Genomic DNA, 24,975 nt, shown 5'->3' on the forward strand with positions numbered 1-24,975 from the left:
CCTCCGGGGATGACCGGCAGCGGCCGTCGTCTTCATACGTATGGACGGCGTGCCGAACGCCATAGCGCTGGCGGAGATCACGGCCATGCCGCACGGGATGAACCTCCCGGCCCTCAGGGCCTTCGTCAGTGGTGAGGTTGTCTGGCACTCCGCACACAACCACCAGGTGAGGGTCCGGCTCGATGAGTGGCGGGCAGCGGACGAGTGATCATTCCTGGGCCGTCTCCGGGCCGTCCGAGGTCGCTCAGTAACTACCGGTGACGACTGCTGACGACAGTCGTCCAGGTCGACAGCCGCAGGTCACCCGATTGGATCTGCGACACTGGTAGCGCCATGCCTAAGCCCGGAGAACTCACTTTCGTCGCCCCGCGCGGAGCCAAGAAGCCGCCGCGGCACCTTGCCGATCTCACTCCTGCCGAGCGCAAGGAGGCCGTCGCCGCGATCGGCGAGAAGCCGTTCCGTGCCAAGCAGCTCTCGCAGCACTACTTCGCGCGGTACGCGCACGACCCGGAGCAGTGGACCGACATCCCCGCCGGCTCGCGCGCCAAGCTGCGGGAGGCGCTGCTGCCGGACCTCATGACGGTGGTGCGGCACCTGTCGACCGACCAGGGCACCACCCGCAAGACGCTGTGGCGGCTGTTCGACGGCACCCTCGTGGAGTCGGTGCTCATGCGCTACCCGGACCGGGTGACCATGTGCATCAGCTCGCAGGCCGGCTGCGGTATGAACTGCCCGTTCTGCGCCACCGGCCAGGCCGGTCTGGACCGCAATCTGTCGACCGCCGAGATCGTGCACCAGATCGTGGACGGGATGCGGGCCCTGCGCGACGGCGAGGTCCCCGGCGGCCCCGCGCGGCTGTCGAACATCGTCTTCATGGGCATGGGCGAGCCGCTCGCCAACTACCGGCGCGTCGTCGGCGCCATCCGGGCCCTGACCGACCCCGAGCCGGACGGGCTGGGCCTGTCGCAGCGCGGGATCACCGTGTCCACCGTCGGTCTCGTCCCGGCCATCCACCGGTTCGCCGACGAGGGCTTCAAGTGCCGCCTGGCCATCTCCCTGCACGCGCCGGACGACGAGCTCCGCGACACCCTCGTACCGGTGAACACCCGGTGGAAGGTGCGCGAGGTGCTGGACGCCGGGTTCGAGTACGCGGCCAGGTCCGGGCGCCGGCTGTCCATCGAGTACGCGCTGATCCGGGACATCAACGACCAGGCGTGGCGCGGGGACCGGCTCGGGCGGCTGCTCAAGGGCAAGCCGGTGCACGTCAACCTCATCCCGCTGAACCCGACTCCGGGCTCCAAGTGGACCGCATCACGGCCCGAGGACGAGAAGGCCTTCGTCGAGGCGATCGCCGCCCACGGTGTGCCGGTCACCGTTCGGGACACCCGGGGCCAGGAGATCGACGGGGCGTGCGGGCAGCTCGCCGCCACGGAGAGGTAGCGGCCGGGCGGCCGGCACCGGGACGGGACCGGTTGTGCCACCGGGGCGGGGACGGGCGGTAGTCTGAGGCCGTCCATATATCAACATCTTCATATTCCGACAGGGGAGCGCCACAGCGCTGAGAGTGCGGCAATCGGGCCGCAGACCCTCCGAACCTCGCCCAGGTCATTCTGGGTAGGGAGATCGGTCTTCACTCGAGCTGTTGCGCCCTGCCCGGGAACCCGCGGACCCCGTCCGCCGGACCCGGGCAGGGCCGCGTCTCTTCCTGGCCAACCCCAGGAGGAAAATCCAGTGCACACCAAGACCTTCGTGGCCGTGGCCGTCGGGCTCGGCCTCGTCACGCTGTCCGCGTGCGGATCGTCGAACGGTTCCGCGGGCGGCAGCGGCGGCGACACCAAGACCGTGACCCTGGTCAGCCACGACTCGTGGGCCGTGTCGAAGAACGTCCTCAAGGAGTTCGAGAAGCAGTCCGGGTACAAGGTCAGGGTCCTCAAGGACGGCGACGCCGGACAGGCCGTCAACAAGGCCATCCTCACCAAGGACAACCCGCAGGGCGACGTCTTCTTCGGCGTCGACAACACCCTGTTGTCACGCGCCCTCGACAACGGGCTGTTCCAGCCGTACCGGGCCAAGGGGCTCGAGCAGGTCGGCGCCGCCTACCAGCTCGACGGGGCGAAGCACCGGGTCACCCCGATCGACTACGGCGACATCTGCGTCAACTACGACAAGGAGTGGTTCGGCAAGCACAAGCTGACCCCGCCGCAGTCCTTCGACGACCTGGCCAAGCCGGCGTACAAGAACCTGCTCGTCACCGAGAACGCCGCCACCTCCTCGCCCGGCCTCGGCTTCCTGCTCGGCAGCGCCGCGAAGTACGGCGACGGCGGCTGGTCCGGCTACTGGAAGAAGCTCAAGGCCAACGGCGTCAAGGTGGTCGACGGCTGGGAGCAGGCCTACAACGAGGAGTTCTCCGGCTCCGCGGGCGGCAGGAAGGCCAAGGGCGACCGCCCGCTCGTCGTCTCCTACGCCTCCTCCCCGCCCGCCGAGGTCGTCTTCGCCGACCCCCGGCCGAAGACCGCCCCGACCGGGGTCGCCACCGGCACCTGCTTCCGGCAGATCGAGTTCGCCGGGCTGCTGAGCAACGCGAAGAACGGCAAGGGCGGCAAGGCGCTCGTCAACTTCCTGATCTCCAAGAGGTTCCAGGAGGACATGCCGCTGAACATGTTCGTCTACCCGGTGGTCGGGGGCGCGAAGGTGCCCGCCGAGTTCACCCAGTACGGCCCGCCCGCCAAGGCCCCCGAGACCATGGCCCCCGGCAAGATCGCCGCCAACCGCGACCAGTGGGTCAAGTCGTGGACGTCGCTCGTACTGAAGTGACCCCGCGCGAGGGCCGTGCGCCGATGCGTACGGGGAACGCGGCGCGGTTCGGCCTGATGGCCGTGCCCGTCGCGTTCTTCGCGCTGTTCTTCGCCTACCCGGTGGCCGCGATCGTCCGGCGCGGCCTCCGGGTCGACGGCTCCTGGCGCTTCGGGCGGCTCGTGGACGTGCTCGGGCAGCCCGACATCCGGCACGTGCTGTGGTTCACCACCTGGCAGGCGTGCGCCTCCACCGCGCTCACCCTGCTGGTCGCGCTGCCCGGCGCGTACGTCTTCGCCCGCCTCGACTTCCCCGGCCGGCAGGTCCTGCGCGCCGTGGTCACCGTGCCCTTCGTGCTGCCCACGGTCGTCGTCGGCACCGCCTTCCTCGCCCTGGTCGGGCGCGGCGGGCTCCTCGACCAGATGTGGGGCGTACGGCTGGACACCACGGTCTGGGCGATCCTCCTGGCGCACGTCTTCTTCAACTACGCAGTCGTCGTACGGACCGTGGGCGGTCTGTGGGCCCAGCTCGACCCGCGGCAGGAGGAGGCCGCCCGGATGCTCGGCGCCTCACCGCTGCGGGCCTGGCGCAAGGTCACCCTGCCCGCCCTCGCGCCCGCGGTCGCCGCCGCCGCGCTCATGGTCTTCCTGTTCACCTTCACCTCCTTCGGCGTGGTGCAGATCCTCGGCGGCCCCACCTTCTCCACCCTCGAGGTGGAGATCTACCGGCAGACCTCCGAGACCTTCGACCTGTCCACCGCCGCCGTCCTCACCGTCGTCCAGTTCCTGGCGGTCGGCGCGATCCTCGCCGTGCACGCCCGGACCGTACGGCGGCGGGAGGCCGCCCTGAAGCTCGTCGACGCCTCCATGACCGCGCGCCGGCCGCGCGGGGCCGGTCAGTGGGCGCTCCTCGCGGGCGTCCTCGGCACCGTCGCCGTACTGCTTCTGCTGCCGCTGGGGGTGCTCGTGCAGCGGTCGCTGCAGGCGCCGGGCCTCGGCTACTACCGGGCGCTGACCGACGCCGACGGCGGCACCTTCCTGGTGGCACCGGTCGCCGCCATCGGCACCTCCCTGTCCTACGCGGTCGCCGCCACCGCCATCGCCGTGCTGATCGGCGCTCTCGCCGCCGCCGCGCTCACCCGCCGGGACGCCGGCCGGATCGTCCGCGGGTTCGACGCGCTGCTGATGCTGCCGCTCGGGGTGTCCGCGGTGACCGTCGGCTTCGGGTTCCTGATCGCCCTGGACGAGCCGCCGCTGGATCTGAGGTCCTCCTGGCTCCTGGTGCCGCTGGCCCAGGCCCTGGTAGGCGTCCCCTTCGTCGTACGGACGATGCTGCCGGTGCTGCGGGCGGTGGACGCGCGGCTGCGGGAGGCGGCGGCCGTGCTCGGGGCGTCGCCGTGGCGGGTGTGGCGCGAGGTGGATCTGCCGATGGTGCGCCGGGCGCTGCTGATCGCCGCCGGGTTCGCCTTCGCGGTGTCGCTCGGCGAGTTCGGGGCGACCGTGTTCATCGCGCGGCCCGACAACCCGACCCTGCCGGTCGCCGTGGCCCGGCTGCTCGCACGGCCCGGCGACCTCAACTACGGCCAGGCGATGGCCCTGTCGACGATTCTGATGGTGGTGTGCGCGGTCGCGCTGCTCGTCCTGGAGCGGCTGCGCACCGACCGGAGCGGGGAGTTCTAGATGCTGCTGAGCCTGGCCGCCGCGACCGTCCGCCTCGGCGGGCGGCCCGTCCTGGACGCCGTCGACCTCGGTGTCGCACAGCACGAGATCGTGTGCGTTCTCGGCCCCAGCGGCAGCGGCAAGTCCACGCTGCTGCGGGCGGTGGCCGGCCTGCAGCCGCTGGACTCCGGACGGGTGCTGCTCGACGGACGGGACCAGGCCGGGGTGCCCGCGCACCGGCGCGAGGTCGGGCTGATGTTCCAGGACCACCAGCTCTTCCCGCAGCGGGACGTCGGCGGCAACGTCGCGTTCGGGCTGCGGATGCGCGGCGCGGAGAAGAGCGAACGCGCGGTACGTGTGGGGGAGTTGCTGGAGCTGGTCGGGCTGCCCGGCGCCGGGTCGCGGGCGGTGTCCGCCCTCTCCGGCGGGGAGCAGCAGCGGGTGGCGCTGGCCCGGGCGCTCGCGCCCCGGCCCCGGCTGCTCATGCTCGACGAACCGCTCGGCCAGCTCGACCGCTCGCTGCGGGAGCGGCTCGTCGTCGAACTGCGTGAGCTGTTCGGCCGGTTGGGCACCACCGTGCTCGCCGTCACCCACGACCAGGGCGAGGCCTTCGCGCTCGCCGACCGGGTGGTGGTGATGCGGGACGGGCGGATCGCCCAGTCCGGCACGCCGCTCGAGGTGTGGCAGCGGCCGGCGGACGCGTTCGTGGCGCGCTTCCTCGGCTTCGACAACGTGGTCGACGCGACCGTCGGCGGCCGGGCCGCGGTCACGCCGTGGGGCAAGGTGCCCGTGCTCGAGGGCGCGCCGCAGGGCGCAGGCACCCTCCTCGTCCGGCCCGCCGGCGTCCGTCTCGTCCCCGTCGACCGGGGCCTGCGCTGCACGGTCGCCGCCCGCGCCTTCCGGGGCACCCATGTCGCGGTGCACCTCCAGCCGGACGACGCGCCCAGGCTGGAGGCGGCCTGCGCGCTGCGGCACGCGCCGGAGGTCGGGGACGAGGTCGGGGTGGAGTTCGACGCGGCCGAAATCGTGGTGCTCGGCTGATCGGCCGCCCGTAGGGTGCGGCCCATGACACGACTCGCACACGACCGCTACTGCGACGAGATCGGCCGTCAGGTCGAACTGCTGAGAACCGTGGTGACCTCCGGCGCGGACCTGTCGGCCACCGTGCCGACCTGTCCGGAGTGGTCTCTGGAGTACCTGGTACGGCACATGGGCGGCGCGCTGCGCTGGGTCGAGGCGCTGGTGCGGACCCGCGCCCGGGAGGACATCCCGGAGGAGCGGATCCCGCTCGTGCGTGGGCCCGAGGAGCAGGGCGATCCCGCGGCCCTGGACGCCTGGCTGGCCCAGAGCGGCCGGATGGTCGTCGACGCGCTGCGTGAGGCGGGACCGGACGCGCGGGTGTGGGCGTGGGCCGGGGAGCCCGACTCGGGTTTCTGGGCCCGCCGTATGACCCACGAGATCACCGTCCATCGCGCCGACGCGACGCTCGCCGCCGGGCTGCCCTACGAGGTGGCTCCCGAGGTGGCCGCCGACGCGCTCGACGAGTGGCTGGAGATCGTGGAGTGGGTGCAGCGGACGAAGCCGAACAAGGACTCCGAGGAACTGCGCGGACCGGGCCGCAGCATCCATCTGCACGCCATCGACACCGATCCCGGGCTGAACGCCGAGTGGATCGTCGAACTCACCGAGACGGGCGTCGCCTGGCGGCGCGGCCACGAGAAGGCGACGGTCGCCCTGCGCGGACCGCTCACCTCCGTGCTGCTCGCCTTCTACAGCCGACTGCCCCTGGACAGCGCCGAGTTGGACGTGATCGGTGACCGGGCCCTGCTGGAGTTCTGGCTGGAGCGGGCCACCTTCGGGTGACCGGGAACGCCGCCGGCCCGTCCCCTCCTCGACCGAGGGGACGGGCCGGCGGCGTGTGCGGGCGGGCGACGCGTCCGCCGCCCGCCGGTGCGCGTGGCGTCAGCGCCCGGCCCGCCCGCCGTTCGCCCCGCGACGGCGCAGGCCGAGGAAGACGGCACCGCCGCCGACGACGACCAGGGCCACCGCGATCCCGGCGATCAGGCCGGTGTTCGAACTCGCCCCGGTCTCGGCGAGGTTGGAGTCACCGGCCGCGGGCGACGGAGCGTTGCTCGCGGCACCGGCCGGAGCGCTGCCGCTGTGCGAACCGGACGGCGTCGTGGTGCCGGCCGCGGGCGCCGACGTGGTCGGGGAGGGCGGCCTGCTCGTGGGCGTCGAGGGGGTCGGGGACTTGCTCTCCTGCGTCGTGCAGGCCGTGGACGGGGTGGTCAGGTTCGGCGCGATGTCCGCGTCGACCAGCGCCTTCTTCTTGCCCTTGCCGGCCTTGACGTGGACGCGGTAGATGGCGTTCGGCTCCCAGTCCTCCGTGAAGGTGACCGCGGTGCCCTTGAGCGAACCGGCGACCCGCTTCTCGCCGACCTTCCTCGCGTCCGCGCCGTTGTTCTCGAGGAACACGGAGACGACCGCCGGAGTGCCGGAGGGGTCCTTGTCGGTGACGACGACGACGCCCTTGCCGCCTTCACATTTGGCCTCGGCGGAGAACTCGGTGATGTCGCAGGCGAGCGCGTTGCCCGCCGCGCCGAGCGCCAGGGCGGCGGACGCGGAGGCGACACCGAGGGCGCGCACGGTGCGTGCGCTGCGTCGGGATATGGACAAGATGGCCACTTTGCCCTTCGGGGGGATGTGCAATTGAGGGGGGTTGAAGGGGAGTTGAGGCGGCCACTAGGTGACGCCCCGGCATCCCCAGGAGCTCACAGGTGTATTGGTGGGCCCCATCAAGTGTCAATGCATATGCGCCCCGGGGGTGTTGACTTTACCTGCTTATTAACCACCCCGATGTTTCAAGGTCTTGTGGACCTCAACGCTGCACGGCCGCCGGGTCCATCCACATGACCTCCCAGGTGTGGCCGTCGAGGTCGTCGAAGGCGCGGCCGTACATGAAGCCGTGGTCCTGTGTCTGGCCCGTCGCCCGGCCGCCGGCCGCGATCGCCCGGTCGACCAGCTCGTCGACCTTCTCGCGGCTCTCGGCGCTCAGGCACAGCAGCACCTCGCTGGCCTTGGTCGAGTCGACGATCTCCTTCTGGGTGAAGGTCGCGTAGTGCTGCCTGCTGAGCAGCATCGCGACGATGGTGTCGCTGATCACGACACAGGCGCACGCCTCGGTGCTGAACTGCGGGTTGATGGTGTACCCGAGCTCCGTGAAGAACTTCCCGGACGCCTCGACGTCTTCGGTCGCCAGGTTCACGAAGATCATCTGCTGGTACATACGAGGTCTCCCATCGGGTGCGTGCCGTTCGGTGGGGTAGACCGGGGGCCCGCAAGGAACTCATCGGCGGCCGCCGACTTTTCCCGCGCCGGGTCTCCGTCCCGTCCCCGACCCGCCGCCGACCGCTCGCCGCGTGCCGCCCTCCGCGTCGGTTCAGGCGGCCAGCGGCAGGGCGGCGAGGTCGGCGACGGCCAGGGTCAGCGGGACGAACAGGCCCAGCAGGGCGGCGGCGCGCAGGGCGGCGGCCGCGCGCAGGGTCGTGGCGGGCGCGCCGAGCCGCAGCAGCGCGGCGGTGGTGCCGGCGCGGGCCTGCCGCGCCTCGACGGCCGCGATCAGGAGGGTGGCCACCGAGCAGCCCGTCACGAGCAGCGTGCCGAGCAGGGTGAGCGGTCCGAAGGCCGGTGCGCCCTCGCGGTACAGCACGATCATGGCGTACGTCCCCGAGGCCACCGCGCAGACGACGCCCAGCGGGCGGCCGATGCGGCCCGCCTCCTCCATCAGGACCCGGCCGGCCAGCAGGCGCACGGCGCCGGGGCGCACCGCCTGGAGCAGCCGCCCGATCAGATGGGTCAGGCCGGGACCCGCCAGGGCGAGGCCCAGGGCGGTCAGCAGCCAGCCGACGAGGGTGGGCGCGGTGCCCGCGGTGAGACCGCCGGGCAGGGTGGGCCCCGAAGCGGCCGGCCCGTCGCCGGGCCGCGCGAGGCCGGAGAGGGTGACGAACCGGTTCGCGTACGCCTCCACGGCCAGGCCGGCGGCGAGTACGGCGATGCCCCAGGGGAGGCCGGCGGGGGGCCGGCGCGGGGCCGGGGGGCGGTGCGGGTCCGGGTCGTCGTGCTCCGCACCGGTGAGCGTGCCGGCCCAGTCGTCCGGCGACACGGGGGAGTCGTCGGCCGCGGGGGAGCCGTCCGCGGCGGCGGGCAGTCCGGCCGCACGGCCCTCGGCCGCCGGAGCGCCCGCCGCCGCGACGACCCGTGCCGCCTTGCCGGTACGACCGCCGGCGGAGGGCGCGGACGGTGCGGAGGTCGCGCAGGGCGCGGCCGGGTCGGCGCCCGCGGCTCCGGACGCGCCCGTCCCGCCCCTCAGCCGGGCCCCGAACCGTCCGTACGCCCCGAACGTCTCCCGCGCCCCCGCCCGCCCGTACGCCCCGAACCGGCCGAACCCGCGGGCCGGGACCCGTGCCCCGGCCGCCCGCCCGCGCTCGCGCGGCCGCAGCACCAGGGCAGCCGCCACCGACGCGAGCGCGGGAACCAGCATCAGCAGGGTGAGCACGGCCGGGACCGGCAGCGGCTGGTGCGCGGCGAGGAACTCCTGCGCCGCGCCGCCGAAGGACAGCGCGGTGAGGTCGCCGCGCAGGAGCACGAAGCCCAGCAGCGCGAGCAGCGAGCCGAGCGTGCAGGACAGGGCCGTCGTGGCCGCCGAGACGGCCATCAGACGGCCGGGGCCGAGGCCCAGCGCGGACAGGCCGGGGCGGGGCCGGGTGCCCGGGTCGGTGCGGGCGACCGCCACCGCGAGGTGGACCGTGGCGGCCAGCGGCACCGCGCACCAGGACAGCCGCAGCGCGGCGGCGGCGGAGTGCTCGGGCCGGCCGAGCGCGTAGCCGAGGGTGCACAGCAGGAGGAAGCCCGTGCCCGCCGACGCCGCCGCGACCGTCAGACGGCGCAGCTGGACGGCCGGGCGGGCGGCGCGGGTCAGACGGAGAGCGAGCACGCCGCCCTGCCCTCCGTCTCGCCGACGGGCGGCAGGTGCACGGTCCTCACGCACCGCCCGTCGAGCAGCGCCACCGTGCGGTCGGCGAGGGCCGCGGTCTCCGTGTCGTGCGTGGCGAGCACGACCGTGATGCCGTGCGAACGGGCCGCCGTGGTGAGCGTGCGCAGCACATGGGCGCGGTCGGCCCGGTGCAGCGGCGCGGTGGGCTCGTCGGCGAACAGCACCGTCGGCGCGGGCGCGAGCGCGCGGGCGATGCACACGCGCTGCCGCTCGGCCTGGCGCAGCTGGTGCGGGCGCCGGCGGGTGAGCTCCCCGACGTCGAGGCGCTCCAGCCACTCCAGCGCGGCCGTCTTGGCGCGGCGCCGGCTGGTGCCGCGCAGCATCAGGGGCAGCGCCGTGTTCTCCCAGACGTTCAGCTCCGGGACGAGCACGGGGGACGGGTCGATCCAGCCGAACCGGTCGCGGCGCATCCGCTCCCGGGTCAGCGGGCCCATGGTGTGCACGGGCGTGCTGTTGAACCAGACCTCGCCGCGCTGCGCGGGCACCAGTCCCGACAGGCAGTGCAGCAGGGTCGTCTTGCCGCTGCCGTTCGGGCCGCTCACGGCGAGGATCTCGCCCTGACGGACGCCGAGCGAGACACCGCTGAGCGCGGGCGAGCCGTCGTCGTGGGTGAAGTGCAGGGCGCGTGCCCAGAGCACGTCGTTGTCCGGCGGGGCCACCACCATGGCGTACACCTCGGTTCACATCGGAAATGCCGTGCGGGATCCGCGATTTCCCCCGTCCGGGGGAACGAAGGCGAAGCCGGTCGGTCACTGGCACGCTAGGCAGCCGAGGGCGGGAGGCCGGACAGTACGCGGCCCCGGGCCGCCGTTTCTCACTCGAACGGACGGCACCGGGGCCGGAGATGATCATCTGATCGGAGGTATGTGCCTCGCGTGATCGCCGGGTGCGGTGGTGGGGCCGCCCCGCGTCACAGCTTGGTCCAGGCCTCCGTCAGCGTGGCGCGCAGGATCTGCTCGATCTCGTCGAAGGTCTCCTGGTTGGAGATCAGCGGCGGGGCGAGCTGGACGACCGGGTCGCCGCGGTCGTCGGCACGGCAGTACAGGCCGTTGTCGAACAGGGCCTTGGAGAGGAAGCCGTAGAGGACGCGCTCGGTCTCCTCCTCGTTGAAGGACTCCTTGGTGTTCTTGTCCTTCACCAGCTCGATGCCGTAGAAGAAGCCGTTGCCGCGGACGTCGCCGACGATCGGCAGGTCGTGCAGCTTCTCCAGGGTCGAGCGGAACGCGGCCTCGTTGTCCAGCACGTGCTGGTTCAGGCCCTCGCGCTCGAACAGGTCGAGGTTGGCCAGGCCCACCGCGGCCGAGACCGGGTGGCCGCCGAAGGTGTAGCCGTGCAGGAAGGTGTTGTCGCCCTTGTAGAACGGCTCGGCGAGGCGGTCGGAGACGATGCAGGCGCCGATCGGGGAGTAGCCCGAGGTCATGCCCTTGGCGCAGGTGATCATGTCCGGGACGTAGCCGAACTTGTCGCAGGCGAACATCGTGCCGAGCCGGCCGAAGGCGCAGATGACCTCGTCCGACACCAGCAGCACGTCGTACTTGTCGCAGATCTCGCGGACCCGCTGGAAGTAGCCGGGCGGCGGCGGGAAGCAGCCGCCGGCGTTCTGCACCGGCTCCAGGAAGACCGCGGCGACCGTGTCCGGGCCCTCGAAGAGGATCTGCTGCTCTATCTGGTCGGCGGCCCAGCGGCCGAAGGCCTCCGGGTCGTCGCCGAAGATCGGGGCGCGGTAGATGTTGGTGTTCGGGACCTTGTGCGCGCCCGGCACCAGCGGCTCGAAGGGGGCCTTCAGGCCCGGCAGGCCGGTGATGGACAGCGCGCCCTGCGGGGTGCCGTGGTAGGCGACCGCGCGGGAGATTACCTTGTACTTGGTGGGCTTGCCGGTCAGCTTGAAGTACTGCTTGGCGAGCTTCCAGGCGGTCTCCACCGCCTCACCGCCGCCGGTGGTGAAGAAGACCTTGTTGAGGTCGCCCGGCGCGTGGTGCGCGAGACGCTCGGCCAGTTCCACGGCCTTGGGGTGGGCGTAGGACCACACCGGGAAGAACGCCAGCTCCTGCGCCTGCTTGAAGGCGGTCTCGGCCAGCTCCGTGCGGCCGTGCCCGGCCTGGACCACGAACAGACCCGCGAGACCGTCCAGGTAGCGCTTGCCCTTGTCGTCGTAGATGTGCGTGCCCTCGCCGCGCACGATCGTCGGCACGGGGGAGTTCTCGTACGAGGACATGCGGGTGAAGTGCATCCACAGGTGCTCGTAGGCGGATCGGCTGAGGTCCTTGCTCACGGTTATCGGGTTCCCCACATGTAGGTCTGCTTCTTGAGCTTGAGGTAGACGAAGCTCTCGGTGGAGCGCACACCGGGCATGGCCCGGATGCGTTTGTTGATGACGTCCAGCAGGTGGTCGTCGTCCTCGCAGACGATCTCCGCGAGGATGTCGAACGAGCCCGCGGTCATCACCACGTACTCGACTTCCGACATGGCGGTCAGCGCGTCCGCGACGGCCTCCACGTCGCCCTGGACGTTGACCCCGACCATCGCCTGCCGGCGGAAGCCCACGGTGAGCGGGTCCGTGACGGCGACGATCTGCATCACGCCCTGGTCGAGCAGCTTCTGGACGCGCTGGCGCACGGCCGCCTCGGACAGGCCGACGGCCTTGCCGATCGCGGCATACGGCCGGCGGCCGTCCTCCTGGAGCTGCTCGATGATGGCGAGGGAGACGGCGTCCAGGTGGGGGCTGCCGTTCCTGGACTCGCGGAGGTCCCTCTGGTCTGCGCTTCGACTGGCCACGACCTCACTGTGCACGACGTCTCGACAGTTCCGCAAGGCCGTACCGATGAAATTCGTTGTTTACGAGAGTGAGGCCTGCGGATTTCGCAGCAGTGGCGGGATCAGGGGTGTTGAAAACGTCGGCCTCCCGGCTAGGGTGGGCATGTCTCAGTGCGTGGACACCCCCAGGGTCCGCCCTGAGACCTTCGAAAGCAGCCAAGACCTGACAGGAGGGCCGGCAGTGAGCACCGAGCTGCGTCGTCTGCGCAACTACATCGACGGTGAGTTCCGGGACGCCGCCGACGGACGGACCACCGAGGTGGTCAACCCCGCGACGGGCGAGGCGTACGCGACCGCGCCGCTGTCCGGGCAGGCGGACGTGGACGCCGCCATGGCGGCCGCCGCCGCGGCCTTCCCGGCCTGGCGCGACACCACTCCCGCCGAGCGCCAGAAGGCCCTTCTGAAGATCGCGGACGCCTTCGAGGAGCGCGCCGAGGAGCTCATCGCGGCCGAGGTGGAGAACACCGGCAAGCCGATCGGGCTGACGCGGGACGAGGAGATCCCGCCGATGGTCGACCAGATCCGCTTCTTCGCGGGCGCGGCGCGCATGCTCGAGGGCCGCTCGGCCGGCGAGTACATGGAGGGGCTGACCTCCATCGTCCGCCGTGAGCCGGTCGGCGTCTGCGCCCAGGTCGCGCCGTGGAACTACCCGATGATGATGGCCGTGTGGAAGTTCGCCCCGGCGATCGCCGCGGGCAACGCGGTCGTCCTGAAGCCGTCGGACACCACCCCGGCCTCCACCGTCCTGATCGCCGACATCATCGGCTCGATCCTGCCCAAGGGCGTCTTCAACGTCATCTGCGGCGACCGCGACACCGGCCGTCTGATGGTCGAGCACCCGACCCCGGCGATGGCGTCCATCACCGGCTCCGTGCGCGCAGGCATGTCGGTCGCCGAGTCCGCCTCCAAGGACCTCAAGCGCGTCCACCTGGAGCTGGGCGGCAAGGCCCCGGTCGTGGTGTTCGAGGACACCGACATCCCCAAGGCGGTCGAGGACATCTCGGTCGCGGGCTTCTTCAACGCCGGCCAGGACTGCACGGCGGCCACCCGCGTGCTCGTCCACGAGTCCATCCACGACGAGTTCGTCTCCGCGCTGGCCAAGGCCGCCGCGGAGACCAGGACGGGGCAGCCGGACGACGAGGACGTCCTCTTCGGCCCGCTCAACAACCCCAACCAGCTCAAGCAGGTCGCGGGCTTCATCGAGCGCCTCCCCGCGCACGCCAAGGTCGAGGCCGGCGGCCACCAGGTCGGCGACAAGGGCTACTTCTTCGCCCCGACCGTCGTCTCGGGCCTGAACCAGGACGACGAGATCGTCCAGAAGGAGGTCTTCGGCCCGGTCATCACCGTGCAGTCCTTCACCGACGAGGACCAGGCCGTCGAGTACGCCAACGGCGTCGAGTACGCGCTGGCCTCCTCGGTGTGGACCAAGGACCACGCCCGCGCCATGCGGATGTCCAAGAAGCTCGACTTCGGCTGTGTGTGGATCAACACCCACATCCCGCTTGTCGCCGAGATGCCGCACGGCGGGTTCAAGAAGTCCGGTTACGGCAAGGACCTGTCGGGCTACGGCTTCGAGGACTACACCCGCATCAAGCACGTGATGACGTCACTGGACGCGTGACCGGCCCGGCGGGCACCGCCCGCCGGACGACGTGGCCCCGGACGGAGGACGGACCGTCCGGGGCCGTGTAGTGTCCCGAAAAACATTGCCCACGAGGTAACTAGTAGTGACGTGGGAGGCAGTTCCCTGTAACGTGCCTCGCACACTTTCGGCCTGCTGGCCGATATGCGACCAGGGACCGTGATGCAGGAACCTTTCACTCTGCCCGCACATGCCCCGCAGGAGGCGGCGGCCGTCGATGCTCCGGCATGGCATGTCCCGGACATGAACGCGGCCGGGTACGGCAGGGCGTTCGCACGCCATCTGGTGCTGCTGGCGATGCTGCCCGCCGGGCTGGTCACCGCCACCGGAGCCGTGGCCGCCGCTCTCCTGTACACCGCGGGCGTGGGCCACGTCGACCGGGCCGCCTTCTGGGGGCTGGTCACGGGCACGCTGGTGATCGTGTGCGCGATCCTCCTCGGCGCCGGGCTCTCCGCCGCCGCGAAGGCCCGCACCCTGGAACGCCGTTACACCGAGGTGAGCGGCTTCGCGGCCCGCGGCCAGGCCGAGCTGGCGCGGTTGCGCACGGAACTCCGGCGCGGCCAGGAGCTGCTGGAGCGGCGGCGGCTCCAGGGCGCCCCGGTGCCGGACCGGGCGGCGGACGCGCTGGACCGGGCCGGCGAGGCGCTGGACCGGCTCGGCGGAGAGGCCGCGTCCGGACGGGTGCTGGACCGGCTCGGCGAAGGGGCCGCGTCCGGCCCGCGCGCCGCGGAGACGGCCGCGCGGGAGGCGGCACAACGGCCGGACGGCGGCGAGCACTTCGAGGTCTTCGCCAACATGGCCCGCCGGCTCGAGTCGCTGGTGCACCGCGAGATCGGGCTGCTGGACGACCTGGAGAACGAGGTCGAGGACCCGGCCCTGCTGAAGGGCCTGTTCCGGGTGGACCACCTGGCCACCCGCATCCGCCGCTACGCCGAGAACCTGGCCGTGCTCGGCGGGGCCGTCTCCCACCGCCTGTGGACCCAGCCGGTCGGCATGGCCGACGTGATGCGCTCCGCGGCCGCCGAGATCGAGCAGTACGCGCGGGTCAAGATGGTCCCCCCGGTGGAGGGGACGGTGCGCGGGCACGCCGTGGTGGACGTGGTCCACCTGCTGGCCGAACTGGTCGAGAACGCCACGGTGTTCTCCCCTCCCCACACCCAGGTGCTGCTGCGCGCCGAGCACGTCACCGCCGGGCTCGCGATCGAGGTCGAGGACCGCGGCCTGGGCATGGACTCCGCCGAGCGCAATCGCATGAACTCCCTGCTCGGCTCGCCCGACGCGGTCACGCTCGGCGAACTGCTCACCGACGGCCGGATCGGCCTCTACGTGGTCTCCGCGCTCGCCCGGCGGCACGGCATCGCCGTACGGCTGCAGAACAACGTCTACGGCGGTACTCAGGCGGTCGTCGTGCTGCCGCACGAGCTGCTGGGCGGACCGGAGGAGACGCCGGAACCGGAGCGGCAGCCGTCGGAGGCCGGCACCCCGGACCCGCACGGCCGGACGCCCCCACCCGCCCACGGCCGCGCGGCGGACGCGGCGGGTGCGGCGGAGCGGGTACGGGAGACCGTCGCGCTCGCCGCACGGACCTCGTCCTCCGCACCGCGGGCGGGATCCCCGCAGTCCGCCGCCGATCCCGCCGTTACCGACGGCCATGAGGCCCCCGACTCCGAGATGCCCGCGCCGGAGGCCGCACGTCCGTCGCTGCCCAGGCGCCGCCGTCAGGAGCACCTCGCCCCCGAACTGCGGCACGCCCCGCCCACGGACGCGGCGGCCGAGGAGGCCGACCACGACCCGGGTCTGATGGCCGCCTTCCGGACCGGCGTCCGCCGGGCCGAGGAAACCGAGCAGGCCGAGGAAGCCGGGCCGGCGAAAGCGCCGGTGGCAGCCCCGGACCCGGCCGGCTAGCAGTTACACGTCACTGAGGAGAAGTACGCGATCGTGGTGAGCGAAGACCTTTCCTGGCTGTTGACCGGCCTTCTGCAGCGTGTCCCGCACACGCGCAGCGCACTGCTGTTGTCCTCGGACGGTCTGGTGATGGCCCAGGACGGACTGGACAAGGACGCGGCGGACCACCTGGCGGCCCTGTCCAGCGGGCTCTACTCGCTGGCCCGCAGCGCCGGCAAACGTTTCGACGACGGCGGCGACGTCCGGCAGATCGTCACCGAACTCAGCAACTCGCTGCTCTTCGTCTCCGCCGCCGGGCAGGGCGCCCTGCTGGCGGTGCTGGCCGGGCACGAGGCGGACGTGGCGGTGCTGGGCTACGAGATGACCATGATGGTCAAGGGTGTCCGCCGCCACCTGGGAGCCTCCCCGCGCCAGTCGGTGGGGCAGTGAGGGATGCCGGACGACCCGGGTGGAGCCCACCGGCCGCTGCTGGACGACGCCGTCGGACGGATGGTCCGGCCGTACACCGTCAGCGAGGGACGCACCCGGCCCACCTGTCACTTCGACCTGATGACCATGGTGGTGGCCACCGGCGCGACGCTCCGCGGCACCCTGGGACTGGATCACGCCCGGGTGCTGGAGCTGTGCCGGGCGCCGGTGGCGGTCGCTGAGATCGCGGGGCGCACCCGGATGCCGGCGACGGTGATCAAAGTGCTGCTGTCCGACCTGGTCGAGCGGGGCGCGGTCGTCGCACGGCCCTTCAACCTGGCAACCGACGGGTCGACTTCGGCCCCCGATCTGGATCTATTGGAGGCCTTGCGGGATGGGCTCCTCAAACTACTCTGAGGCACCCGGCGCCGACTCCCTTCCGACGGGGATCAAAATCCTGGTCGCCGGCGGCTTCGGGGTGGGCAAGACCACGTTCGTGGGAGCGGTGAGCGAGATCGAGCCGCTGAACACGGAGGAGCTGCTGACCGAGATCAGCGCCGCCACGGACCGGCTCGACGGGGTGGAGAGGAAGGCCACCACCACGGTGGCCATGGACTTCGGCCGGATCACCCTCGGCCCCGAGCACGTGCTCTATCTGTTCGGCACGCCCGGTCAGGAGCGCTTCTGGTTCCTGTGGAACGAGCTGTCGGCCGGTGCGCTCGGCGCGGTCGTCCTCGCCGACACCCGCCGTCTGGAGCACTGCTTCCCGGCGGTCGACTTCTTCGAGTCACGGGGTATCCCCTTCGTCGTCGCGGTCAACGAGTTCGACGGGGCGCACCCCTACGAGCCGGAAGAGGTGCGGGCGGCGCTCGACCTCAAGCCCGAGGTGCCGGTGGTGCTGTGCGACGCCCGCCTGTCCAGCTCGGGCGTCCGGGTCCTGCTTTCACTCGTGCAGCATCTGATCACTTCAAGGAGTTCCCATGGCATCGAGGGCGCCCCACACCCCCTTCGGCGCGGAGACCGGGATCGCCGTGCGTCACCTGCTCCTGCCCCCGCAGGATCCTGAGGCGGCGGCCCGGTCCGCCCGGCTTCGGGAACTGGGCATCGGGGACAGACCGGTCCCGGAGTTCGACGAGTTCGCGCGGGAACTGGCCCGGCGCACCGGGGGGTGCTACGCGGGGGTCAACTTCTTCCTCGACGAGAACCGCCAGTACTTCGCGGGCCTGTACAGCGCGGCCTCGGACACCACCGTCGAGCTGGAGTCCCCGCTGCTGGAGGAGCCCGTCCCGGGCCGGGTGATGCCGCGCGACTTCGACATCGGCTTCTGCCCGCACGTGGTCCGGCGGCGCAAGGCCCTGGTGCTGGACGACGTCCGCGACTTCCCGCGCTTCGCCGGGAACCACGTCGTCGACGCCATCGGGATCCACTCCTACCTGGGCGCCCCGCTGATCGACAACACGGGCATGGTGCTGGGCACGGTCTGCGTGGTCGACCAGGACCCGCGTGCCTGGGGGCAGCAGGGCCTGGAGACCATCAAGTCGATGGCGGCCGAACTCGTGGAGCGCATCGAACGGCCGGGGCCGGGCCGCTGACAGCCGCGGGCACCGCCCGGTGCCCGCGGACGCACCGCGCCGGCGTCACCCGCACCCCGAGGCACCCCCACCGTCGGGACGTCCGTGCGGCCAGGCACCTCGCAGAGCGGCTTCGGCGGTGGTGGAGGTCATGGCGACTCCCACTGCTGTCGTGCCCCCTCCACTTGCCCTCTCACCCTCCGGTACGGGCGGCTGCTCCCGCCGGATCGCGCCTGCGGGCACCCGGGCCCCGGCGCGTTCCCGTGGTGGCTGAATTCGGTCTCTCCGGGCCGGCGGCCGTCGCTATCCTCGGCCCGTGTGACACACGCATCGAGTGGTGAACGACCGGGCCCCGCCGTCACGTTGGGGCTGCTGGCGGCCTGGGCCCTGCACGACGCCGAGGAGTTGGCCCTGCTGCCGGGGTGGCTGCGCCGGAACGCGCCCGTGCTGCGGGAGCGGTTCCCGAGAGTGCCGGACGCGGTGTGGCGGCGGGCCGAGTCGCTCGACGCACGCGAATTCACCGTGGCCGTAGGCGTGATGGCCGCGATCGTCGCCGCCGCCTCGGCCGCGGGCCACGCGACCGGCGGACGCTCGGCCGGTTACCAGGCCGCGCTGAACGGCTTCGGACTGCACGGCCTGGTGCACCTGGCCCAGGCGGCCGCCGTACGCGGCTACACCCCGGGGTCGGCGACCTCCTTCGTCCTGGTCGTCCCCTTCACCCTCTGGGCGCGCGGCCGGCTGCGCCGTGCCGGCGTCCTGCGCCCCACCCGCCCGAGGGACCTGGCCGTCGGCCTGGGCCTGGCGGCCGCGGCCACGGTCGCGTCGCACGCGGCGGCGCGCAGGCTTCCGGCCCGTCGGCTCCCGGGTGGGCGGGGCAACTTTTGAACGTGTTCAATCGAGGAGTACGCTCCTGCCATGAGCGACAGAGCCGCCCTCCTCAAGGGCATCCGCGCCTGGCTGGTTGTCTTCGTCGTGTGCCTGGTACTGAGCGGAGCCACCGCCTTCCCGTTGGTCCACGAACTGCGCGGGGTCGAGAGCCTGTTGCGGTCCCTGTCCGTGCCGGAGCACCTGCCGGGGCTCATGGAGTGGATCGAGCGCGTACGGCGCGGACTCGACGCCACCGACGCCGAGTACCCCTTCGTGCTGTACGGCACGGACTGGCTGGCCTTCGCGCACCTCGTCATCGCGGTCGCCTTCTACGGCCCCTACCGTGACCCGGTCCGCAACATCTGGGTCGTCGAGTTCGGGATGATCGCCTGTGCCGGAATCGTCCCGCTCGCGCTGATCTGCGGGCCGATTCGCGGCATCCCCTTCTGGTGGTCGGTCGTCGACATGTCGTTCGGGGTCTTCGGGATCGTCCCGCTGCACGTCGTGCGGAAGAAGATCAAGCGGTTGGAGGCACTGACCGCCCCTCCGGCGACCGCCGCGGTGGCCGTCAGCGGTTGAAGGCCGGGTAGGCGAAGCGCTGGGCGACGGCCAGGCCGTCGCCTTTGGCGTCGGTGGAGTTGACGTCGTAGACCAGCGTGCGGGACAGGTCCCGGGTCGCGGCGATCGCCGTGGCGTACCCGGGGCGCGACCCCGTCTTTCCCCAGATCACGCGGCCGTTCAGCTCGAACCGCTCCAGCGCCGCGGCATAGCGCGCCCCAGGGATGTCGGGGAGGGTGAACATCTCCCGCAGTTGCGGCGCGGGCACCACACGGCCGCGGAACAGGGCCACCAGCAGGCGTTCGAGGTCGGCTGTGGTCGAGATCAGGTCGCCGGCCGCCCACCGGTCCGACATGTTCCAGTCGGTGACGTCGACCAGCCGGCCGTCGATCCAGTCGTACCCCCGGTTGTGCGGACCGTGGACGCGGGGGTCGGTGCCGGCGGGAAACGAGGTGGCGCGCATCCCGAGTGGCCGGAAGATCCGCACCTGGGCCTGGTGCGCGTAGGAGTCGCCGGTCACCTTCTCGATCAGCATCCCGAGGACGGTGTAGTGGATGTTGTCGTACGTCTGCCGCGTTCCGGGCGCGTACGCCGGGCCCTTGGCGACGGCGCCCGCCACGACCTGGCGGGGTGTCAGCGTCTCGAAGCGGTGCGGGTACCCCTCCTCGACCGTCTCGCCGAGGGACGGCCCCGACTGCAGACCGCTGGTGTAGTTCAGCAACTGCCGTACGGTGACGGGCCGGAACTCCTCGGTGAGCAGGCCGGGCAGATACCGCTGCACCGTGCCGTCGAGGTCGACGCGCTTCTCCGCGGCCAGTTGCAGCACGATCGCCGCGGTCACCACCTTCGTCACTGAACCTGCCCGGAACCGCCCGTTCTCGAGGGCGGGCGCGCCGGTGCGCACGTCCCGCACCCCGGCGGTCCCGCGCCAGCGGCCGTCGCCGCCGACGCGGATGAGGGCGGCGGTGGCGTCCTGGTCGGGCAGCCCGGCGATCGCTGCGGAGAGGGCCTCGGTGTCCGGTCCGGTCGCCGTGCCGCTCACGGGAGTCCTGGCCGTCCCGTGCGGGGAGGCCGCCGCACCTGCCTCCGTGGCGGGTGCGGCGAAGGCCGGGGCGGAGGCCAGAGGCCCGGCGGCGGTCAGGGCGAGGACGAGGGCGGCGGCGGTCAGGGCCGTGGTACGGGCGCGCATCGGCTGCTCCTTGGGAGGTCCGAGTGGTCCGAATGGCTGTCGATGATCATCCTCGGCGTCTGCGCGTCCCCGCGGATCGTCGGCGAGGAGGGCGCCGGTCCCCGAGACAGCCCCCATGAACCCCCTTACACGGCATGGGTGTTGTCGGGGGCCGCCCCCTACGGGCCCCCGCCCGTCGCCGTTCCCACGGCCGTCCCCACGGCCGCCGCCGTCGGCGGGCCGCCGGCGGGCGCCCCGCTACTCCCGCTCCCGCCCGGCGTCGCCCTCGCGCAGGGTGCACAGCAGGTCGATGCGGTTCGTCGTGATCGAGTCGACGCCGGCGTCGAGGAGGCGGCGCAGGGAGCGGCGGGTGTCGGGGGTCCAGGCCGACAGCAGGTAGCCGTCGCGGTGGACCCGGGCCGCGAGGGCCCGGGTCACCAGGGCGAAGCGGTAGTTCAGCCAGCGCGGCCGGACCGCGTCCAGCAGCCCGGCCCGCGGCGGGGCGAGGGTCGTCCAGGTGAGGGCGATCTCCGCCGACCGGTCGGCCGCGCGGACCGCGAGCATCGCCTCGGCGCCCGCGCAGTAGTACACCCGGTCCCCCGCTCCGCACGCGTGGACCATGTCGACGATCCGCCGCACCGCCCGCGGGCCCGGCGCGCCGGGCAGGTCGATCATGACGCGGCTGCCGTCCGTCGCGCCGAGCGCGTCCTCCAGCGTCGGCACCCGGGTGGCGGTCAGCCCGCGCACCTCGTCCGCCGACAGCGCCCGCAGCGGCCGGTTGTGCTCCCACAGCCGCTTCAGCGTCTCGTCGTGCAGCAGCACGGGCACGCCGTCCCGGGTGAGCCGTACGTCGATCTCCACCGCGTCCGCACCTTGGTCGAGCGCGGAACGCAGCGAGTCGATCGTGTTCTCACGGAAGCGGTAGGGGTCGCCGCGGTGGCCCACGGCTGTCACGGTCTGCATGACCCCATTGTGGCCGGGGTCAGGTGGCGGCCGGGGTCAGGGCGCGAGCCAGGCCGAGGTGTAGGTGTCGATCTCCTGCTCGATACGGGCCTTGCCGGGCTGGTCGAGGAAGGACGCGCGCACGGCGTTCTTGGCGAGCTCGGCCAGGCCCCGCTCGTCGAGGTCGAGCAGGCGGGCGGCCACCGCGTACTCGTTGTTGAGGTCGGTGCCGAACATCGGCGGGTCGTCGGAGTTGACGGTCACCAGCACCCCGGCGCGCGCGAACTCCTTGATCGGGTGCTCGTCGAGGGTGCGGACCGCGCGGGTGGCGATGTTGGAGGTGGGGCACACCTCCAGCGCGATCCCGTGCTCGGCGAGGTGCGCCAGCAGCTTCGGGTCCCGCGCGGAGCTGGTGCCGTGGCCGATGCGTTCGGCGCGCAGCTCGGTGAGGGCGTCCCACACGGTCTCCGGGCCGGTGGTCTCGCCCGCGTGCGGGACGGACCGCAGCCCGGCGGCGATCGCCCGGTCGAAGTACGGCTTGAACTGCGGCCGCGGTACGCCGATCTCCGGGCCGCCGAGGCCGAAGGAGACCAGTCCCTCGGGGCGCAGCCGGTCGTCGGTGGCGAGCCGGGTGGTCTCCTCGGCCGCCTCCGAGCCGGCCTCGCCCGGGATGTCGAAGCACCAGCGCAGCACGGTCCCCAGCTCGGACTCGGCCGCCTTGCGGGCGTCCTCGATCGCCTCCATGAAGGCCGTCTCGTCGATGCCGCGGCGGGTGGACGAGAACGGCGTGATCGTCAGCTCGGCGTAGCGCACCTGCTGACGGGCCAGCTCGCGGGCCACCTCGTACGTCAGCAGCCGCACGTCCTCCGGGGTGCGGACGAGGTCGACGACGGACAGGTACACCTCGATGAAGTGGGCGAAGTCCGTGAACGTGAAGTAGTCGGCCAGGGCCTCGGGGTCGGTGGGCACCCTGGAGTCGGGGTGGCGGGCGGCCAGCTCGGAGACGATCCGGGGAGAGGCGGAGCCGACGTGGTGCACGTGCAGCTCGGCCTTGGGCAGTCCGGCGATGAAGGCGTGCAGGTCGCGGGGTGTGCGCTGGTCGGTCAAGGGATCCCTCCCCGGGAAGGCGCCGCGGGCCACCGGGGCGCGGCGCGGGTGATCGGCTGATCAAACGGCACCGCACATCGTAGGCGCCCACCGCCGGGGGAGCGGGGGCCGGTCACCGGGCAGGCATGGGGTGAGCGATCGATGAGCGATCGGTGAGCGATCGAGTGCGCCCGCGTGCGGCGGGCAAAGACCTCGTCCGGGGGCCCTCGTCCGGGGGTCTTCGTCCGGGTGCGGGGCCTTCGTCCCGGGGAGACGGAGCCTGCCTCCGGGAGGCGCTGCCCCGTCCCTCCCGGGAGGCGTGGCCCGTCCGTTCTGGGTGTCGTGGCGAGGCCGTAGCATGGCGGGACGATCGAGCGAGGGGGACGGCGGGACATGACGGACGGAACGCGGCCGGGCGGGGGCGCCGGGGCCGACCACAACCCCTGGGCCCCGCCGGAGAACGGACCCTCGCTGGAGAAACGGCCACAGCCGCAGCCGCCCGCGGCCGGGCCGTGGGCCCCGCACCAGCAGGCTTCCGTGCCCGCGCAGGGCCAGCAGCCCCCGGCGCAGGTCGGGACGCCGCCCGCGTGGCCTCCGGCGTCCGGGCAGCCGCCCCAGTCCGGGCAGCCTTCCTACCCGCCGCCGTCCGTGCACGACCAGGCCACGATGGTCTCGATGCCGGCCGCCGGGACCACCCCGCCCGCCCCGTCCGCCTTCGCGGCCCCCGGTGGCGAGTCCCCGATACCGCCGCCGCCCCTCGCGCCCTCCGGCCCCGCCGCCCCCGGCGGCTACGGCTACCCCGCCTATCCCGGCTACGGCTGGCCCGGCGTGCCCATGGCCCCGCAGAACGGGATCGGCACCGCGGCCATGGTGCTCGGCATCCTGTCCTGCTGCCTCTTCTGCCTGTACGGCGTGGTCTCGGTCGTGCTCGGCATCCTCGCCATCGTCTTCGGCGTCAAGGGCCGCCGAAAGGCCGACCGGGGCGAGGCCACCAACCCCGGCCAGGCCCAGGCCGGCCTGATCACGGGCATCATCGGCATCCTGCTCGGCATCGCGATGATCGTCCTCATCGCCGTCGGCATCACCAAGGCCATCAACGAAAGGAACGCGGACTCGGACCCGTCCTACGGCGCGCAGCGCCCGGCCGCCACCGCCTTGGCCGACCGCTGAGCCCAGTACCACGGCTGAGCCCAGTACCACGGCTGAGCCCAGCACCACGGCTGAGCCCGGCGCCCGGGAACCCCGCCGGAACGAGGGGAACCAGGAGTACGGCGCGTCAGCCGACGCAGCCGGGCACAGCGCCGGCCGGGGCGCAGTTGTCGGGAGTGTTGTCGCGCACGACGGACCGCAGCAGGTCCACGCTGCCGTCGGCGAGGTAGATGCCGCCCCCGCTGCCCGGGCCGCCGTTCGCGGTGTTGCGCTCGACCCGCGACCCCTCCAGCGTCACCGTGCCGCTGGAGACGTAGAGGCCACCGCCCTGGACGCCGGCGGTGTTGTCCGCCACCCAGGTGCGGGTGAGACGGGTCGTGCCGTCCGCGTCGTTCCGGATGCCTCCGCCGTAAGGGGCTGCGTTGCCGTACACGGCGGACTCGGAGACGGTCAGGGTGCCGTTGTAGTTCGTGAGGCCGCCGCCCCCGTAGGTCGTGGTCGCCGTGTTGTCGTGAACCGACGAGCGGCTCACCGTCGCGGCGTTGCCCACGTAGTTGAAGATGCCGCCGCCGCTGCTGCCGGAGTTGCCGTACGCCGAGGAGTTGCGGACTGTCACCGTGCCGTTGTTGTTGATGCCGCCGCCGGCGTTCCTCGCCGAGTTGTCGCGCAGCACGGAGGTGCTGATCGTCAGGGTGCCCTGGTTGTGGATGCCGCCGCCGTTGCCGTGGTCGGGTTCCGACGGGTTCTAAGCGGCGCTGAGCCGTTCCCGTGCCTGCATCAGTGCGAAGCCCAGCAGGTTGGGGCCCCGCCACTGCTCCGGATCGGCAGCCCGCTCGTCGTCCGCGGCCAGCCCGATGCCCCACACCCGGTCCACGGGGCTGGCCTCGACGAGCACGCGGTCGCCGGTGTCCAGCAGGAACGCCCGCAGTTCGGGGTGCGCGGCGAACTTGTGCACGCTGCCCTCGGCCACGACCCGGAACCGCTCGCGCTCCCATGTCGACTCGTCGAAGCCGCGCACCAGCCGGCCCGCCCTCTTGGCGAGCGCGGGGTTCGGCGCCCCGAGGGCCTCCCGCTCCGCCTCCGCGTCGCCGAAGAGCCGTGCCTTGGACGCCATCATCCAGTGCTCCGCCGTCGCGTACTCCACGCCGTCCACCGTGAACGGCGCCGGCCACCACTGGCTCAGACAGCTCGCGCCCACCCGGCCGTCGTGCCGCGGCCGGTGTCCCCAGAAGTGCAGGTACCTGACCCTCGTCCCCGCCCGGACCGCCCTGATCAGGGCGTCCCTGGAATCGATCCTCCCCATGCACGGGAGTGTGGCACGCGCCACTGACAGTCCGTCCCGCCTTGTCCGGCTCGACTCG

The 24,975-nt window shown here is 72.5% G+C and carries 25 protein-coding genes and 1 riboswitch; of the genes, 14 read left to right on the top strand and 11 right to left on the bottom strand.

Going from position 1 to position 24,975, the window contains the following annotated elements:
* The first annotated feature begins 333 nt into the window (after nt 1-333).
* From rlmN to ACIQ9G_RS31445, 5 genes are all read left to right on the top strand, one after another.
* Nucleotides 334-1,440 carry a 23S rRNA (adenine(2503)-C(2))-methyltransferase RlmN gene (gene rlmN, locus ACIQ9G_RS31425; protein ID WP_403616322.1) on the top strand — a complete coding sequence of 369 codons (1,107 nt, stop codon included), beginning with the start codon at nt 334-336 and terminating at the stop codon, nt 1,438-1,440.
* 91 nt (nt 1,441-1,531) lie between these two features.
* Nucleotides 1,532-1,639: riboswitch (TPP riboswitch) on the top strand.
* Nucleotides 1,640-1,731: 92 nt separating this feature from the next.
* Nucleotides 1,732-2,814, top strand: coding sequence for a thiamine ABC transporter substrate binding subunit (locus ACIQ9G_RS31430; protein ID WP_403616325.1), 1,083 nt, complete (start codon nt 1,732-1,734; stop codon nt 2,812-2,814).
* Nucleotides 2,815-2,837: 23 nt separating this feature from the next.
* Nucleotides 2,838-4,472 carry an ABC transporter permease gene (locus ACIQ9G_RS31435; protein ID WP_403616327.1) on the top strand — a complete coding sequence of 545 codons (1,635 nt, stop codon included), beginning with the start codon at nt 2,838-2,840 and terminating at the stop codon, nt 4,470-4,472.
* On the top strand, nt 4,473-5,492 hold the full coding sequence (locus tag ACIQ9G_RS31440) for an ABC transporter ATP-binding protein (RefSeq protein WP_403616329.1): 1,020 nt from the start codon (nt 4,473-4,475) through the stop codon (nt 5,490-5,492).
* Nucleotides 5,493-5,516: 24 nt separating this feature from the next.
* The gene (locus tag ACIQ9G_RS31445; RefSeq protein WP_403616331.1) at nt 5,517-6,314 is read left to right on the top strand and encodes a maleylpyruvate isomerase family mycothiol-dependent enzyme; all 798 of its coding nucleotides are present in this window, start codon (nt 5,517-5,519) and stop codon (nt 6,312-6,314) included.
* 99 nt (nt 6,315-6,413) lie between these two features.
* On the opposite strand, the gene ACIQ9G_RS31450 is transcribed toward ACIQ9G_RS31445, so the two are convergent.
* The 6 genes from ACIQ9G_RS31450 to ACIQ9G_RS31475 form a co-directional block, all read right to left on the bottom strand.
* Nucleotides 6,414-7,127 carry an LAETG motif-containing sortase-dependent surface protein gene (locus ACIQ9G_RS31450; RefSeq protein WP_403616334.1) on the bottom strand — a complete coding sequence of 238 codons (714 nt, stop codon included), beginning with the start codon at nt 7,125-7,127 and terminating at the stop codon, nt 6,414-6,416.
* A 202-nt stretch (nt 7,128-7,329) separates the two neighbouring features.
* Complete coding sequence (locus ACIQ9G_RS31455) at nt 7,330-7,737, bottom strand: VOC family protein (RefSeq protein ID WP_403616337.1); 408 nt, start codon at nt 7,735-7,737, stop codon at nt 7,330-7,332.
* Nucleotides 7,738-7,890: 153 nt separating this feature from the next.
* Nucleotides 7,891-9,444 (bottom strand): hypothetical protein, encoded by a 1,554-nt coding sequence (locus ACIQ9G_RS31460; protein WP_403616339.1) that lies wholly within the window; start codon nt 9,442-9,444, stop codon nt 7,891-7,893.
* Nucleotides 9,426-10,166: an ABC transporter ATP-binding protein gene (locus tag ACIQ9G_RS31465; protein ID WP_392194496.1), complete on the bottom strand. Its 741-nt coding sequence runs from the start codon at nt 10,164-10,166 to the stop codon at nt 9,426-9,428. Before ACIQ9G_RS31465 ends, ACIQ9G_RS31460 begins: the two co-directional genes overlap by 19 nt.
* 248 nt (nt 10,167-10,414) lie before the next feature.
* A complete protein-coding gene (locus ACIQ9G_RS31470) occupies nt 10,415-11,794 on the bottom strand; it encodes an aspartate aminotransferase family protein (protein ID WP_403616342.1) in 1,380 nt (459 codons plus the stop codon).
* On the bottom strand, nt 11,779-12,294 hold the full coding sequence (locus ACIQ9G_RS31475) for an Lrp/AsnC family transcriptional regulator (protein ID WP_403616344.1): 516 nt from the start codon (nt 12,292-12,294) through the stop codon (nt 11,779-11,781). Before ACIQ9G_RS31475 ends, ACIQ9G_RS31470 begins: the two co-directional genes overlap by 16 nt.
* Nucleotides 12,295-12,499: 205 nt before the next feature.
* On the opposite strand from ACIQ9G_RS31475, the gene ACIQ9G_RS31480 reads away from it, so the two are divergent.
* The 8 genes from ACIQ9G_RS31480 (at nt 12,500) to ACIQ9G_RS31515 (ending at nt 19,290) form a co-directional block, all read left to right on the top strand.
* Complete coding sequence (locus ACIQ9G_RS31480; protein ID WP_403616347.1) at nt 12,500-13,939, top strand: gamma-aminobutyraldehyde dehydrogenase; 1,440 nt, start codon at nt 12,500-12,502, stop codon at nt 13,937-13,939.
* Between the two features lie 264 nt (nt 13,940-14,203).
* The gene (locus tag ACIQ9G_RS31485; RefSeq protein WP_403616349.1) at nt 14,204-15,865 is read left to right on the top strand and encodes an ATP-binding protein; all 1,662 of its coding nucleotides are present in this window, start codon (nt 14,204-14,206) and stop codon (nt 15,863-15,865) included.
* A gap of 33 nt (nt 15,866-15,898) precedes the next feature.
* Entirely contained in the window at nt 15,899-16,294 is a 396-nt protein-coding gene (locus ACIQ9G_RS31490; RefSeq protein WP_356191224.1) for a roadblock/LC7 domain-containing protein, read from the top strand.
* A 3-nt stretch (nt 16,295-16,297) separates the two neighbouring features.
* Nucleotides 16,298-16,690 (top strand): DUF742 domain-containing protein, encoded by a 393-nt coding sequence (locus ACIQ9G_RS31495; RefSeq protein WP_403616352.1) that lies wholly within the window; start codon nt 16,298-16,300, stop codon nt 16,688-16,690.
* Nucleotides 16,668-17,339, top strand: coding sequence for a GTP-binding protein (locus ACIQ9G_RS31500; protein WP_403616354.1), 672 nt, complete (start codon nt 16,668-16,670; stop codon nt 17,337-17,339). The genes ACIQ9G_RS31495 and ACIQ9G_RS31500 overlap by 23 nt, the downstream gene beginning before the upstream one ends.
* Complete coding sequence (locus ACIQ9G_RS31505) at nt 17,254-17,865, top strand: GAF domain-containing protein (RefSeq protein WP_403616356.1); 612 nt, start codon at nt 17,254-17,256, stop codon at nt 17,863-17,865. The genes ACIQ9G_RS31500 and ACIQ9G_RS31505 overlap by 86 nt, the downstream gene beginning before the upstream one ends.
* A gap of 297 nt (nt 17,866-18,162) precedes the next feature.
* Nucleotides 18,163-18,729, top strand: coding sequence for an HXXEE domain-containing protein (locus ACIQ9G_RS31510; RefSeq protein WP_403616357.1), 567 nt, complete (start codon nt 18,163-18,165; stop codon nt 18,727-18,729).
* A gap of 30 nt (nt 18,730-18,759) precedes the next feature.
* Entirely contained in the window at nt 18,760-19,290 is a 531-nt protein-coding gene (locus tag ACIQ9G_RS31515; protein WP_403616359.1) for a hypothetical protein, read from the top strand.
* On the opposite strand, the gene ACIQ9G_RS31520 is transcribed toward ACIQ9G_RS31515, so the two are convergent.
* The 3 genes from ACIQ9G_RS31520 to ACIQ9G_RS31530 form a co-directional block, all read right to left on the bottom strand.
* Nucleotides 19,280-20,458 carry a serine hydrolase domain-containing protein gene (locus ACIQ9G_RS31520; RefSeq protein ID WP_403616361.1) on the bottom strand — a complete coding sequence of 393 codons (1,179 nt, stop codon included), beginning with the start codon at nt 20,456-20,458 and terminating at the stop codon, nt 19,280-19,282. The two genes, ACIQ9G_RS31515 and ACIQ9G_RS31520, sit on opposite strands and share 11 nt — an antisense overlap.
* A 237-nt stretch (nt 20,459-20,695) precedes the next feature.
* Complete coding sequence (locus ACIQ9G_RS31525) at nt 20,696-21,400, bottom strand: glycerophosphodiester phosphodiesterase (RefSeq protein WP_403616364.1); 705 nt, start codon at nt 21,398-21,400, stop codon at nt 20,696-20,698.
* A gap of 36 nt (nt 21,401-21,436) precedes the next feature.
* Nucleotides 21,437-22,486 carry an adenosine deaminase gene (locus ACIQ9G_RS31530; RefSeq protein ID WP_403616367.1) on the bottom strand — a complete coding sequence of 350 codons (1,050 nt, stop codon included), beginning with the start codon at nt 22,484-22,486 and terminating at the stop codon, nt 21,437-21,439.
* 372 nt (nt 22,487-22,858) lie between these two features.
* Here ACIQ9G_RS31530 and ACIQ9G_RS31535 point away from each other — a divergent pair, with 372 nt between their 5' ends.
* Entirely contained in the window at nt 22,859-23,635 is a 777-nt protein-coding gene (locus ACIQ9G_RS31535) for a DUF4190 domain-containing protein (RefSeq protein WP_403616370.1), read from the top strand.
* A 106-nt stretch (nt 23,636-23,741) separates the two neighbouring features.
* Here ACIQ9G_RS31535 and ACIQ9G_RS31540 read toward each other — a convergent pair whose 3' ends face one another.
* Nucleotides 23,742-24,287: a hypothetical protein gene (locus ACIQ9G_RS31540; protein WP_403616373.1), complete on the bottom strand. Its 546-nt coding sequence runs from the start codon at nt 24,285-24,287 to the stop codon at nt 23,742-23,744.
* Nucleotides 24,288-24,359: 72 nt separating this feature from the next.
* Nucleotides 24,360-24,917, bottom strand: coding sequence for an NADAR family protein (locus ACIQ9G_RS31545; protein ID WP_403616375.1), 558 nt, complete (start codon nt 24,915-24,917; stop codon nt 24,360-24,362).
* Between the last annotated feature and the right edge of the window lie 58 nt (nt 24,918-24,975).

The sequence above is a fragment of the Streptomyces sp. NPDC096152 genome (assembly GCF_044763235.1).
Lineage (GTDB): Bacteria > Actinomycetota > Actinomycetes > Streptomycetales > Streptomycetaceae > Streptomyces.

Bases quoted from the DNA above. Each gene is read 5' to 3' on its own strand.
- rlmN (WP_403616322.1), top strand. From the start codon at position 334: ATGCCTAAGCCCGGAGAACTCACTTTCGTCGCCCCGCGCGGAGCCAAG.
- ACIQ9G_RS31435 (WP_403616327.1), top strand. From the start codon at position 2,838: ATGCGTACGGGGAACGCGGCGCGGTTCGGCCTGATGGCCGTGCCCGTC.
- ACIQ9G_RS31440 (WP_403616329.1), top strand. From the start codon at position 4,473: ATGCTGCTGAGCCTGGCCGCCGCGACCGTCCGCCTCGGCGGGCGGCCC.
- ACIQ9G_RS31445 (WP_403616331.1), top strand. From the start codon at position 5,517: ATGACACGACTCGCACACGACCGCTACTGCGACGAGATCGGCCGTCAG.
- ACIQ9G_RS31455 (WP_403616337.1), bottom strand. From the start codon at position 7,737: ATGTACCAGCAGATGATCTTCGTGAACCTGGCGACCGAAGACGTCGAG.
- ACIQ9G_RS31485 (WP_403616349.1), top strand. From the start codon at position 14,204: ATGAACGCGGCCGGGTACGGCAGGGCGTTCGCACGCCATCTGGTGCTG.
- ACIQ9G_RS31495 (WP_403616352.1), top strand. From the start codon at position 16,298: ATGCCGGACGACCCGGGTGGAGCCCACCGGCCGCTGCTGGACGACGCC.
- ACIQ9G_RS31500 (WP_403616354.1), top strand. From the start codon at position 16,668: ATGGGCTCCTCAAACTACTCTGAGGCACCCGGCGCCGACTCCCTTCCG.
- ACIQ9G_RS31505 (WP_403616356.1), top strand. From the start codon at position 17,254: ATGGCATCGAGGGCGCCCCACACCCCCTTCGGCGCGGAGACCGGGATC.
- ACIQ9G_RS31515 (WP_403616359.1), top strand. From the start codon at position 18,760: ATGAGCGACAGAGCCGCCCTCCTCAAGGGCATCCGCGCCTGGCTGGTT.
- ACIQ9G_RS31520 (WP_403616361.1), bottom strand. From the start codon at position 20,458: ATGCGCGCCCGTACCACGGCCCTGACCGCCGCCGCCCTCGTCCTCGCC.
- ACIQ9G_RS31525 (WP_403616364.1), bottom strand. From the start codon at position 21,400: ATGCAGACCGTGACAGCCGTGGGCCACCGCGGCGACCCCTACCGCTTC.
- ACIQ9G_RS31535 (WP_403616370.1), top strand. From the start codon at position 22,859: ATGACGGACGGAACGCGGCCGGGCGGGGGCGCCGGGGCCGACCACAAC.
- ACIQ9G_RS31545 (WP_403616375.1), bottom strand. From the start codon at position 24,917: ATGGGGAGGATCGATTCCAGGGACGCCCTGATCAGGGCGGTCCGGGCG.